The following is a 13,932-nucleotide window of genomic DNA, read 5'->3' on the forward strand; positions in this document are numbered from 1 at the left end:
GATTTTAGTTTTTATAGTGATACTTATATTCCTCTCTTACCTTACTATCAACATCTATCACTTTTTCAAGTTTATGGGTCTGAGCATGATACTTATAATTTTCTCTTAATCCGTCGGGATTTGTAAGGCTTGTTATTCCGATCAAAGGATCATAAGTATAAGTTGTGATCTGGTAGTCTTTAAAAGCTATATTTTTTCTAAGATCATCCAATAATGAAATCAGGATATTTTCTGAGGCTGTATCCACATCGACATCTGAAGCATCCTGTAAGTATCCAATGTTTGTGTTTGTGCTTACATAATTATAAGTCGCACCTACAATTTTTGCAATGGGCTGAGATTTATTGTACCCCCAAATTATTGTTGTAGGAATCCCAGAAGCATCAGTATACTGTAAAACACGACCATGAGCGTCATATAAATCATAGGTTACTTTCGTATCAACACTTGAATCACTTCCATAATCTATAACACCAGTTTTTATAGATCTGGTAGAAATTGGAAGAATCAGATTATTCGTGGTAGAATTTTTGGCAAAAATCGTCTCACTTCTAGATATAGGTTGCTGGGCTTCATTATATTTTGTAGCTGATAAAGGAATTCCTATCATATTTTTAGCAATCATATCAGAAAAAAGCTGGCTTGAAGTACCCATATCTGTCGCATATTGGAACTTAACACTCTTGAACTTTGAAAGATCAAATTTATTGGGGTATTCCTCTATTTTATCAATGAGATTGTAGCTTGGGTCAACAGGGTTTTGGTAGTAATACTTTTTTAAATATTGTAAGTTTCTTCCATCTTTAAAAAATTCTGTTGTAAAAATTTCACTTAAAAGATTATCTGAATAATCAATCTCATAAGGGGATGCATTAGTGATGCAAAAATAACAATTAACATAAGTGCTTGTAGAAAACAAATCATAAGAGACACCTCTACCAAGCAAATTTGTTGTTTTTATGTATTTGAAATCTATTCTCTTAATAATTTTTTGACTATTGTCATAAAAATCTTTTCTTAATAATAAACCTCTTTGATTAGATAAATCATTTCTGGTTAATCCTAGTGTGTTATTACTAGGTATTATTCCAGGATAATAATTATCAGGAACATCAAAATGAGTTGAAAAATTATAATGGGTATAACCATCATTACTTTTCTCGAAAACTGATGAATATACTACATCTGAAGGCTCAAATATCGATTTCGGATTAATCCCCATTATATTCCCTATATATGTATTGTTTGGAAAAGAGGGGTTTGCATTAGAATTATTATAGAAACCTAATATTTCTAAAGCTTTATTTGAATTATCATAGAAAATCGGTTCATTAACCAAAATACCACTTGATATGTTATAATCCATTTCATTAAAAGAGTTCGTATAAAAAAACTCTTTTGTAGTATTATCAGAAGTTATTTTCTTAATTCTTGCACCTCCGCCAGGTAAATTTGCAGAAACTAAGTTACCACTTTTGGGGTAAACTCTTGTTGTGAAGCTGTTGGACTCCCAGTCAAGGACAGTTTTTCCTCCAGTTGGCCAATATATTTCTTTAAGAGTTCCATAATATAAATATGGAGTATTAACTTGTAATTCCCCGAATTTGTTATTTTCAAAATTATTCCAATAAGTTTTTGTACTCCCAAAATCTACATGTATTTTATATGGAATATTATTATAGTATCCCCACATGTCAGTTTTATTACTTAACAGTGGCGGAAGTAAATTTAAGTTATCATAATTAAAGACGTAAGTTTTTTCATTATTTTTAATACTATAAAGGAAAATTCTTTGTGTTGCATTGGCATGAGTAAGCTTAATATCATTAATAAGAGCCCCAGTTGATGAAGTCAATTTTATTGTCGTCAACTTTCTTTTTTTAAACTTATTAAAAGATGCTGTATTATCTCCAATCCCAAGTGTTGGTGAATTACTACCCCATGTATGTGGTGGTGTTAGTATGTTGTTATAATAGGAAGGATCATTCTCAAGCAATGTGTTCCCTGAACTACTAAAATAATTTAAATTATCTTCAATTATTGACAAGAAATCAATCTTATTTCCTGATTTTGTTCTAATTACACTTGGATATGTTGGAATATATAAAATCCCAGAGGCCTTATAAAAACTACTATAATGTGCTGTACTATTAGTGGTATTATTAGGGTGAACTGATGTAGTGGTTAAAGGATTATTTCCATCCGTTGATTCTTTAGGCACTACGATATATTGTTTACTATTACTATACAAATAGTTAGAATAGTGTTCTCCATTAATATGTTCAAAGTCATATAAAACAATATTATTGGAATCATAAACCTTAACAATACTCCAAGAATTTGCATATACAGGAAGCGAATCTACTCCATGATAAAAATCTCGCAAATTCATTTCAATATTTCTCACATTATTGTCTCCAAAAACATACTTATAACCTTTATCATCAATAATAGTAAATCTACCAATAGTTTTTATTCTGCATGTTGCTGGATACGCTCCCCAAATATCTTTAAATCCATTTAAGCCATAAAACATATCCTGTTCTTTGTCAAAAAGTATTTTTAAATTACTTTTTGATGAAACTTTCCACATTCCATCAGGTCCAATAAAGAAAAATCCAGTATGGCCAAAAAAACTAAAATTAAAAATATCTGGCTCATAATCAGCTCTATATCCACCGTCTTTTGGGGTTGTTTCTGCCATCAAGTTTACAAGATTGTCTAACCCACGCCAACTATTATCGGTTGAGTTAATTTTAGAATGTGTGAGCATAAAGCCTTTTGCTAATCCACCATATTGGAAATCTCCCACTCCAACTGTTCCACTTGGTAAAGGATAACAATTGCCATCATGATTATTTGGAGCAACACCTTCAGCATTGTTAAAGTCTAATTCATCAAATTGCATTCCCTTAACTGTTCGATTAATGCTACCAACTTCTAACATCCAATCATGTCCTACCCAATTTGAGGGTTTATTAACTTTAACACCTTGAGACTTATATTTTAATGAAATATCTAACGTTAGCCCTCCCTCTTCAACACTAAATAACGGAATATTTATATTAGGCTGACCTCGATAATGATCTACACTAATCAAATCATTGCCATATTTATTTACAGAAAAATCATTGTTTTCACCCCATTTTGCTACTGGTATTAACTCCGCTTGCCCCCAGATAAGTGTATTAAGTGAGATTGATAATAATAGACCAAGAATTATTTTTGTATTCATCATTTTTTAATCAATTTAGCGTTAGCAGTTTTATTCGTATCTGTTTTTATCGTAACCAGATAAGCTCCCTGAATTAAATTCTGAGTATTGATCTTAGTTACTTTGTTCTTTGTCTTCAAACTCTGAAGCTGTCTTCCTCCCATGTCATACAACAAAATATCTGCTTCTTTAAATTCAAAACCGATTTCTACATATGCATAGTCTGAAACAGGGTTTGGATAGATTTTGATGTCTTGTTTTTCAATCAGCTGATCAAGCTGTTTATCTCCCAGCTTTACGATCTTCCAGTTTTCTTTTCCTAATTCTTCTGCGCTGGTTCCTGCCAAAATAATGGAGCCGTCTCTATTCAGCTTTAAATCGGAAAGTCTCTCCTCACGTTTTCTGGATTCGCCTTTTACGTGTTTTCGCCACTGCTCGTTTCCATTGGTATCTAAATAAAGCATCCAAAAAGTTTCATCATCCGATTCTATTTTCCCTTCTGCTTGGGTATAGCCACCTAATAGAATTCCTTTGGAAGACTTATCATCTGCTGAATGAAGTACACTTGTGCCCATCAGAATATCTCTGTTTCCAAAATTGTAGGATTTTTGCCAGATCTCTTCACCTCTTTCGTTTAAGGAGATTAACCACAGATCTGTTCCTTCTTCTATTCCTCCAGTTTTGTTTCCTGATCTTTCGGATCTGGATTCTCCACCAATTAAATAACCTGTAGATGTTAATGACAGTGTTCTTAGATGATCATCAGCCTTACCTCCAAAGTTCTTTTCCCATTCTGTTTTTCCGGTTTTATCCAGCTTGATCACCCAGAAATCTCCTTCGCCAAAGTTTTCGGTTTTCTTTGAGCCGCCTGTAGTACTTCTGGAATAAATTCCTAGCAAGGCTCCACCATCTTTTGTAGGAATCATCTTCTCCACTTCATCCAGACCTTTTCCTCCTAAAATTGATTGAGACAGTTCTTTTCCGTCTTTGTCCAGTTTTACAACCCAAACGTCTTTGGAGCCATAACCTTTGGCTGAGTTTTGAACATTACCAGCTACAAAGAATCCGAGATCTGTCGTCTGAATAACTGATCTTGCTTCTTCATCGGATGCTGATCCTACTGTTTTCTGCCAAAGCTCATCTCCAAATTCATTCAATCTGATGAGCCAGATGTCTGAACCTCCTTTTGAATCTTCTTTTTTATCGAGACCTTTGCTGGAATACGAAGAACCTGACACCAAAAATCCTCCGTCCTGTGTAGAAACCGTTGCAGATAAATAGTCATGATTGTTTCCAACAAAGAACTTTTCCCAAACTTCCTGACCTTGCTGATTGAGCTTCACCAAATGAAAGTCGTAGCCGTTGTTTTGCTTACTGTCTTGTTGCAGTTTATTGCTCTGAATTAAGCTTCCGGTAATCAGATACTGTTGATCTATAGTTGTAGTGATTTGGCTTAAAAAATCCTGAGTAGTGGATTTGATATCTTTTTGCCAAACAACCTCCTGAGCCGACAGACCCAAGATTGTGCACATCGTAAATGCACTCATGTAGAATTTTCTCATCTATTTGTGTATATTAGTTCGTATAGTTGCAAATTTAACGCTTTTTAACACAGTCAAATCATATTAATGTGATTTAATGTAAATTTTAACACCAGACATCTATATTATGACTTTAACCTTTATTAATACAAATCTACTGATACGAAGCGACAGAATATGTCGTGTTAAAATATAATATTACTATTTTAAAAATGATTTGTGAAAAATTAATAAAAATAATGGATACCAACTGAGGGTCCACAAAAAAGCCTTTAAAATAATAGTTTTAAAGGCTTTTGTCTTTCAATGGGAAAATCCATTCTTTAGAATAGATTAGGTTAATAAAGATTTTAATATCTCGAAATCACCACCCAGGCTGAGCCGGTACTTTGCACCACAATTGCTCTTCCCCAATCACTGTTATTCAAACCATAATTGGTAAAATTGCCTCCGTTAATCCTAAAATTTCCATTAACAGTAACATTTCCAGCTGTATCATTGACCAGATTATAAACTTTTCCTTGATTGGCTGCAGTTGCAGCCGGAAGTGAAATATTTCCTGTAACAAGGATGGTGTAATCATCTGCTGCAACAGGCCCTGAAGACATTGTTCTTATTTTTGCATTTAAAGATGAGCCATCTCTCCAGAATAACGTTCCAGCCCCGTCTGTCGCTAAAACCTGACTGGCCTGACCACTTGTTCTTGGAAAAGTATAATTTCCCTGAGAGGCACCAGAAACATCTTTATAAGAAAAGGTAACCCCTTTAAGCTTTTCAATGGTAATATCTGTTGATCCTGTCCCAACTCCATTATGGCTCAGGGTAAGATTATTGATACTTCCATTACTTATCCCCCATATAGAAGCATTGACACTTTGATCAAGATTATTGGAAACTAAACCAAAAGAGCCACCACTAGACTCTGAAAAAGCAGCAATACTTCCTCCACCCAATCCATTATTAGATTGTAAACTGCTTATTCCCGGTCTCGTTATCACTACACTTGTACTGGTAGCAGCGGCCAAATCACTGTTATCTGAATAGTATAACCCATTGCCCACCCCAAAAAGATTTGTATCTATTCCAAAGTAATTGCTTCCAGCTCCATACTGAGCTTTCATATCACCTTTCACTTCAAATTGTCTGTCAGACACAGTATCAGTAGCAGCAAATCCAATCCCTACCTTTCCATTTTGATAAATATTTTGGATATGAGAAGTCGCAGCAGAAGATGTATTCTGTACATTCCATGGTGATGTGGAAATTCCGGAATTAAGCTTTACCCATTTATTCAGATCCCCATTAAAGTAATAATAGCCTACAGAATTTACGTCAGCAGTCTGTCCAGTTAAAACTCCGGCGGCCGTAACATACACCAATGCTCCTGTTTGTAAAGGAGTGTAATTTTTCAGATTGAGCTGATCTCCTGTGATTCTCGGCGCAATAATTCCGTCGTATTTTGAAGTATCAGCCGGGTTTCCAGCTATGTCCAGTGTAGCATTGGGAAGCTCTGTATTAACCCCGACTTGAGCGAAACTGAAAGAACCTAGCAATAACAGGGCAGGAAATAATTTTCTTAACATATAATATTTGTTTGTTTTTCAACAAATATATAATTAATTTGAATATTTTAATCATTTATAATTAATTTTAAATAATAATCAATAAAAAAAGGTGACTTTTGCAGTCACCTTCACAATATTATGTTAAGTTTGATTATTTTAAATCAAATCTGTCAGAATTCATCACTTTAATCCAGGCAGAAGCAAAATCATTTACAAACTTTCTCTGAGCATCGGAACTGGCATATACTTCTGCAACCGCTCTCAGTTCGGAATTGGATCCGAATACAAGATCAGCACGGGTAGCAGTCCATTTTGGCTGTCCTGTTGACCGGTCAGTCCCCATATATAACTCATTATCTTCAGAAATTGCTTTCCATTGCGTTCCCATATCGAGAAGATTAACAAAGAAGTCGTTGGTAAGTACCCCTGGACGGTTGGTAAACACACCGTGTTTTGATCCGTCAAAATTCGTATCCAATACGCGCATTCCGCCTATAAGAACTGTAAGTTCGGGAGCTGTTAGGTTTAAAAGCTGTGCCTTGTCAATCAATAAAGATTCTGTAGATACACTGAACTTTCTTTTCAGATAATTACGGAAGCCGTCTGCTGCAGGCTCCAGATAACCCATAGATTCTACATCGGTCTGTTCCTGTGAAGCATCCATTCTCCCAGGTGCGAAAGGAATTTTGACATCATGCCCTGAATCTTTTGCGGCTTTTTCAACGCCTGCACTTCCAGCAAGAACAATTACATCTGCCAATGATACTTTTTTACCATCAATTTGATTTTCGTTGAACTCTTTTTGAATGTTTTCTAAAATTCCTAAAACTTTCTGAAGCTGGGCAGGATTGTTTACCTCCCAGTCTTTTTGAGGAGCCAGCCTGATTCTTGCACCGTTAGCTCCCCCACGCTTATCACTTCCTCTGAATGTAGAGGCAGAAGCCCAGGCAGTTGCTACCAATTCCGAAACGCTTAATCCGGAATTCAACATTTTCTCTTTTAAAGCATCAATATCTGTATCGTTTACCAATCCATGATTAACTTCAGGAATGGGATCCTGCCAGATCAGTTCTTCCTGAGGTACATCCGGTCCCAGATATCTTGCCTTAGGCCCCATATCCCTGTGGGTAAGCTTAAACCATGCTCTGGAGAAAGCATCTGCAAATGCATCCGGATTTTCATAAAAGTGTCTTGATATCTTTTCGTAGACAGGATCCAATCTTAAGGAAAGATCTGTCGTAAGCATCGTAGGTCTGTGTTTTTTTGCCGGATCAAAAGCATCCGGAATAATCTCCGCTCCGTTTTTAGCCACCCATTGGTGAGCTCCGGCAGGGCTTTTTGTCAATTCCCATTCATTTTCAAATAAATTCTTAAAGAAATAATTGCTCCACTCAGTTGGTGTTTCCGTCCAGGTAACTTCCAGCCCACTGGAAATGGCATCTGCCCCTTTTCCTGATTTATAAGTGCTACTCCACCCTAATCCCTGAAGTTCAATTCCGGCGGCTTCCGGCTCTTTTCCAACGTTATCGGCAGGTCCGGCACCATGTGTTTTCCCAAAGGTATGTCCGCCGGCAATTAAAGCTACCGTTTCTTCATCATTCATTGCCATACGTCCGAAAGTATCCCGGATATCTTTAGCTGCAGCGATAGGATCAGGATTTCCGTCCGGTCCTTCAGGATTTACATAAATAAGTCCCATCTGTACAGCTGCAAGCGGTTTTTCAAGGTTCCTGGAGTGAATATCACCATCTGCATTATCATCGGTAGGAAGTACACCGTGTTTTTCCCCTACACCTTCTGAACCATGGGCATAACGCAAATCGCCGCCCAGCCATGTTTTTTCCGATCCCCAATAGATATCCATATCCGGTTCCCAGACATCCTCACGCCCTCCTGCAAAACCGAATGTTTTAAAGCCCATAGATTCCAGAGCAATGTTTCCGGTAAGAATCAAAAGATCTGCCCATGAGATTTTATTTCCATACTTCTGCTTGATTGGCCATAATAATCTTCTGGCTTTGTCTAAACTTACATTATCCGGCCAGCTGTTCAGAGGGGCAAAACGCTGCTGTCCTGACCCGGCTCCTCCTCTTCCGTCACCAACACGGTATGTACCTGCACTATGCCACGCCATACGAATGAACAGGGGACCATAATGTCCGAAATCGGCCGGCCACCAGTCCTGAGAATCTGTCATCAGTGCATGGAGGTCTCTTTTTACAGCTTCGAGGTCGAGGCTTTTAAATGCTTCAGCATAATCAAAGTCTTTATCCATAGGATCTGAAAGAGATGAATGCTGGCGCAGAATATCTACCCTAAGCTGGTCAGGCCACCAATCAAGATTTTTGGTTCCTCCGCCTGCTACAGCTTCTTTTTTCATTGTTCCGTTGTGAAACGGGCATTTACTGATGTCATTTAAATCATTTTCCATTGTCGTTTAATATTTTTTATGTTGATTAATACAGTTTATTCTTAAAGACATGACAAATCTACAAAGCTTTATTTATAAATACAATCTATTAATTTTTATTCTTATGATAGTTAAAAACTATGGGAAAATATTCCTGGCAACATCAAAACTAAAACACAATTGTTGCATTAAGTTAGTAAATTTTAAGAACCCTTGTTTAAAGTATGGAGATAATTACTATATTTAGAATGATTCAATGAAACTCATCCTAGTTCATAGATACCATCAATAGACAATTACATTATGGCAACAGAGATTCTACAACAGACCTTTTTCCACAGAAGAACCAGACAAAATAATACATAAAAATGTAGAAGGAACCTGAGATTTTACTTACTACGATATGAATATTAATTATTATTCAAGTTCCTGAGTTATCGCAATAACACATTCCATAGAAACAGTGAAAGTTGCAGGATAGAAGAATATGAGTATAAAGATGGGATCTTAGCTAAAATTTCATTATTTTTATAATGTAAACAAGAATTCGATATGAAAAAAATAGTGGTTGTCCTTCTCGTAGCATTTATCATCATTCAGTTTTTTCCAATCGATAAAACCAATCCGCCACCTACTCCGGGAATGGATTTTCTGAAAATCAAAAATACGCCGGAACCTATTGCAAAAATCATCAGAGCCTCCTGCTATGACTGCCATTCCAATGAAACTGAATATCCATGGTATGCAAGCATTTCACCGGCTTCATGGTTTGTTAAAAATCATATAGAGGAAGGCAGAAAGCATCTCAATTTCTCTACTTTCGCAGTATATGAACCTAGGAGACAGGCCGATAAACTGAAAGAATGTATAGAAATGACAGAAAAAGAAGAAATGCCTCTGGAATCTTATTATGTAGGACATCAGGATGCCAAGCTAACGGCTGAACAGCGCAAAGAACTGATAAAATATTTCAAAAAAGTGCAAGAAGATACCGAAAGGAAAATATTATTTTAAGATCAACATTATGAAGGAGAAATGGGAAGATAAACATATTGTGTTTTTTGACGGCGACTGTGGTTTCTGTAATTTTTGGGTGCAGTGGATCCTTGAACGGGATAAAAATGACAGATTTATGTTTGCATCCCTGCAGTCCGGTTTCGGACAGAAATTTTTATCTGAAAGAGGTCTGGAAACTAAAGTATTCAATACGCTATACCTCTGGAAACCCGGAGAATATTACTTTACCAAATCACGGGCTGTGCTGCAGATCGCCAATATATTGGGCGGAGTGTACAGATTATCAGCTGCCGGAAAAGTATTGCCTGCATTTTTGAGTGATCAGGTGTATGATTTTATTTCGAGAAACAGAATGAAAATGGCCAACCAGAAATGTTTTCTTCCGGATCGTGAGCAAAAGAAGAAATTTATCGAGATCTAATTGGTTAAATCACTGCAGGCTGGTCCGTTTCTATTAATCAATATTTTTCAAAATATAAATAAAAAAAGCAAAGATGAAATTCATCCTTGCTTTTCTTAAATTTTTACTGGTTCAATGACCATATTGAATAACTGTTTGGTGGTGCCTGAATTTTCACCCATTTATCACCCTGTGTCGTTGGATACCAGCCAGAGTTACCTGTGAAATCTTTTATCTGCTGACTGCTCCAGTTGGTTTCTACCCATCTTTCCTGCCAGCTCGAAGAATTATTGATATAGACAACCAGTCCCGGATTTCCGTTATAGCCGTTACGTCTTGCAATATACTCATCATTATCGGTATAGAGTATGGAAGTTGTTCCTGTAGCTTTATTATTGTGGATCCAGATCAGATTATTCAACCTTTCTTTGTTTAGCCATTCTTCGTAATCACGGTAAAAAATGGTAGGATAGCCTTCATGAGTAAGAATATAGGCGTAGGCCGGCATTTTGTTGTTAATGATATCGGTGTCATGATTGGCTACGAAAGTCACTGCTTTATATGGGTTTCTTTTCCACATCATATCGTCATTAAGAACATTTAAATTCCCATTATCGAAAGCTTCATCCATTTTATAATAGGCTGCAAAATCGAATACAGAGCTATTGGCATTATTGGCCCACCATTCCAGGGTATTCACATTGGAATCCCACAGCTCTCCAATGGAAAATCCACCTACATTAGAATTCCAGCTATTGACAACCCAAGGCCCGAAACCTTTGACATAATCAAATCTCCAGCCGTCAAATTTCATAACATTTTTATAATATTTCCCGACAGAATCATCCCTTCCCCAAAGCCAGTCCTGCACATAAGGATTAGCATGACACAGATCCGGAAAGCCTCCGAAAGCACCTTCATCATTATTTCCGTAAGAATTTTTGTAAAAGTCGTTATAACTTCGCTGGAATTTTCCGGATGCGATTCCTGAAAAATCAGTCCATGTATTTGTTCCGGTAAAAGGATTCGCCTGGGACTGTCCACCACTATTGTGATTGATGACAATATCTGCATAGACCTGCATGTTTTCAGCGTGGGCTTTTGTAATCAATGCTTCCAGTTCAGTCCGGGATCCAAAGCGGGTTTCCACACTTCCGTTCTGATTAAAATTCCCAAAATCATAATAATCTGTAGGATCATACCCCATAGAATAAGCTCCGTTTTGAGCTTTTGAGGCGGGAGGAAGCCAAACTGCACTGATACCTGAGTCTGACCAGGCTGTCAGCTTGTCTTTTACAGTAGTCCACCAGTTTCCACCTTCAGGAACGTCCCAATAAAAGCCCTGCATGAGAACTCCGCCTCCTGGACCGGATACAAATTTCCCAACTGCAGATCCGTTTCCGGTGCTAAAAGGCCGCCCATCATGATTCGTAACATTTACGGTTTTGGCATGGACTTCCTGATCCCTGAGATTTTCATTATCGTTTTCATCACCGCTCCGGCAGGAACTGAAAAATGCTAAAGCCAGCATCGAAACTAAGAAATGTGTTTTTTTCATACGTGTATTTTAATTGTTAATCTATTAACTAAATTACAATTTTCTTGAAACAAAGTCTATAAAATGTAAAATATTTTCATTTTCACTAAAAGATTTCTACTAATGAGTATATAAAAATTTCATTAAAAAATCATAAACTTTTAATAATTTCAAAACAATTTTTCTTTTAATCCATATATTTGCATACTATGGAATATAACACCCAAAAAACTCAGCTTCATATGCCGGAATACGGCAGAATTATACAGCAGCTGGTTGAACGCTGCAAAGAGCTCCCTACCAAAGAGGAAAGGAGTGAAATGGCTATGGCCATTATCGATTTTATGGGTCAGAGAAACCCTCAGCTCCGTGACGAAGAAAATTATAAACATAAACTTTGGGATCATCTTTTCATTTTAGCAGAATATGATCTTGATGTGGAATCACCATACCCTTTTCCTACCAGAGAACAGCTAGCTGAAAAACCTAAAAGAATGGAATACCCTAAGCTTCAGGGAGATTTTAAATTTTACGGAAAAAGTATTCTTCAGCTGATAGAAAAAGCTATCGAATTGGAACCGGGTGATGAAAAAGAAGCACTAATCGAGGTGATTGCCAATAACATGAAGAAGTCTTATAATGTATATAATAAGGAACATGTAACCGATGACGTTATTTTCCGTCACCTGAAAGAGCTTTCTGAAAACAGGCTGGATCTTACCGGAATAGAATCGCTTGAAAAGAGCAAAATCTACTATACCAGCAATAACAACAACAGCAGAAACAACAGTAACAGCGGCAGAAGCAGCAACAGTAATAACAACAATAATAAAAACCAGACCAGTAAGAGAAGGCATAACAACAACCATAAAAACAGAAAGTAATGAGTGGAACATTTCAGATAAGAGGAGGGAAAAGACTGCATGGTGAAATCACTCCACAAGGGGCAAAAAATGAAGCCCTACAAATTTTATGTGCTGTCCTGTTAACAGATGAGGAGGTAAGAATTAAAAATATTCCGGACATTCATGATGTAAACAGATTGATTGAAATTCTTGGTGATTTCGGGGTTAAAGTAACCAAGAATGGCCAGGGCGATTTTACATTTAAAGCTGATAAAGTCAATTTCGATTATATCAAGTCTGATGAATTTAAAAAAGACGGAGCCAAACTAAGGGGTTCTATTATGCTGATGGGGCCAATGCTTGCCCGTTACGGTGAAGCCTATATGCCGACTCCGGGAGGTGACAAGATAGGAAGAAGAAGACTAGATACTCATTTCCAGGGACTTGTGGAACTCGGTGCTGAATTTAATTATGACGAGGATGAATATTTTTATTCTTTAAAAGCTAAGGAACTCAGAGGGAAGTTTATTCTTCTGGAAGAGGCTTCTGTAACCGGAACTGCGAATATTGTAATGGCTGCAGCTCTTGCCAAAGGAAAAACAAGAATTTATAATGCCGCCTGCGAACCTTATCTTCAGCAACTATGCAAAATGCTGAACAGAATGGGTGCAAATATTTCCGGAATCGGGTCCAACCTGGTAACGATTGAAGGAGTAGAACATCTTCACGGTACGGAACACACGATGCTTCCGGATATGGTAGAGATCGGATCATGGATAGGTCTTGCTGCCATGACTAAATCCGAGATCACTATTAAAAATGTGAACTGGAGCCAGCTTGGCGTTATCCCTAACACTTTCAGAAAATTAGGAATCGAGCTTGAGCAGAGCAATGACGATATATTCATTCCTGCCCAGGAAAACTATAAGATCCAGAAATTTATCGACGGATCTATTCTTACCATCTCAGATGCTCCGTGGCCTGGATTTACACCGGATTTATTATCAATTATCCTGGTGGTAGCCACTCAGGCAAAAGGAAGTCTTTTGGTTCACCAGAAAATGTTTGAATCCAGATTATTCTTTGTGGATAAACTGATCGATATGGGTGCGCAGATCATTTTATGTGATCCGCACAGAGCTACGGTAATCGGGCTGAACCAGGAAGCTCCGTTGAGAGGAACTACAATGGTTTCCCCGGATATCAGAGCGGGAAATGCCCTTCTTATCGCAGCCCTTTCTGCAGAAGGAAAATCCATCATCCACAATATCGAGCAAATCGACAGAGGTTACGAGAATATTGACGGAAGGCTGAAAGCCATTGGTGCTGACATAGAAAGAATTTAGAAATATATTATTCTAATCCAATAAAAAAGCGTTCAAATTAATTTTTGAACGCTTTTA

General features: G+C 37.1%; 9 protein-coding genes. 4 read left to right on the top strand and 5 right to left on the bottom strand.

Annotation, left to right across the window (positions count from 1 at the left end; genetic code table 11):
• Nucleotides 1-4: 4 nt before the first annotated feature.
• The 4 genes from J2T03_RS17845 to katG form a co-directional block, all read right to left on the bottom strand.
• On the bottom strand, nucleotides 5-3,238 hold the full coding sequence (locus J2T03_RS17845; protein ID WP_307220675.1) for a hypothetical protein: 3,234 nt from the start codon (nucleotides 3,236-3,238) through the stop codon (nucleotides 5-7).
• The gene (locus J2T03_RS17850; protein WP_307220677.1) at nucleotides 3,235-4,776 is read right to left on the bottom strand and encodes a T9SS type A sorting domain-containing protein; all 1,542 of its coding nucleotides are present in this window, start codon (nucleotides 4,774-4,776) and stop codon (nucleotides 3,235-3,237) included. The genes J2T03_RS17845 and J2T03_RS17850 overlap by 4 nt, the downstream gene beginning before the upstream one ends.
• 329 nt (nucleotides 4,777-5,105) lie before the next feature.
• Nucleotides 5,106-6,338 carry a hypothetical protein gene (locus tag J2T03_RS17855; protein WP_307220678.1) on the bottom strand — a complete coding sequence of 411 codons (1,233 nt, stop codon included), beginning with the start codon at nucleotides 6,336-6,338 and terminating at the stop codon, nucleotides 5,106-5,108.
• Nucleotides 6,339-6,471: 133 nt separating this feature from the next.
• A complete protein-coding gene (katG, locus tag J2T03_RS17860; protein WP_307220680.1) occupies nucleotides 6,472-8,751 on the bottom strand; it encodes a catalase/peroxidase HPI in 2,280 nt (759 codons plus the stop codon).
• A gap of 531 nt (nucleotides 8,752-9,282) precedes the next feature.
• On the opposite strand from katG, the gene J2T03_RS17865 reads away from it, so the two are divergent.
• Both J2T03_RS17865 and J2T03_RS17870 read left to right on the top strand, forming a co-directional pair.
• On the top strand, nucleotides 9,283-9,744 hold the full coding sequence (locus J2T03_RS17865) for a heme-binding domain-containing protein (RefSeq protein WP_306844763.1): 462 nt from the start codon (nucleotides 9,283-9,285) through the stop codon (nucleotides 9,742-9,744).
• 10 nt (nucleotides 9,745-9,754) lie between these two features.
• The gene (locus J2T03_RS17870; protein ID WP_306844765.1) at nucleotides 9,755-10,168 is read left to right on the top strand and encodes a thiol-disulfide oxidoreductase DCC family protein; all 414 of its coding nucleotides are present in this window, start codon (nucleotides 9,755-9,757) and stop codon (nucleotides 10,166-10,168) included.
• 103 nt (nucleotides 10,169-10,271) lie between these two features.
• On the opposite strand, the gene J2T03_RS17875 is transcribed toward J2T03_RS17870, so the two are convergent.
• Nucleotides 10,272-11,705 (bottom strand): alpha-amylase, encoded by a 1,434-nt coding sequence (locus J2T03_RS17875; protein ID WP_307220681.1) that lies wholly within the window; start codon nucleotides 11,703-11,705, stop codon nucleotides 10,272-10,274.
• Between the two features lie 188 nt (nucleotides 11,706-11,893).
• Between J2T03_RS17875 and J2T03_RS17880 the strand changes: the two genes are divergently transcribed.
• On the top strand, nucleotides 11,894-12,568 hold the full coding sequence (locus J2T03_RS17880; RefSeq protein ID WP_306844769.1) for a DUF4290 domain-containing protein: 675 nt from the start codon (nucleotides 11,894-11,896) through the stop codon (nucleotides 12,566-12,568).
• Nucleotides 12,568-13,875 carry a UDP-N-acetylglucosamine 1-carboxyvinyltransferase gene (murA, locus tag J2T03_RS17885; protein ID WP_306844771.1) on the top strand — a complete coding sequence of 436 codons (1,308 nt, stop codon included), beginning with the start codon at nucleotides 12,568-12,570 and terminating at the stop codon, nucleotides 13,873-13,875. Before J2T03_RS17880 ends, murA begins: the two co-directional genes overlap by 1 nt.
• Nucleotides 13,876-13,932 lie beyond the last annotated feature (57 nt).

The sequence above is a fragment of the Chryseobacterium lathyri genome, assembly GCF_030812195.1.
Taxonomy (GTDB): Bacteria; Bacteroidota; Bacteroidia; order Flavobacteriales; family Weeksellaceae; genus Chryseobacterium; species Chryseobacterium lathyri_A.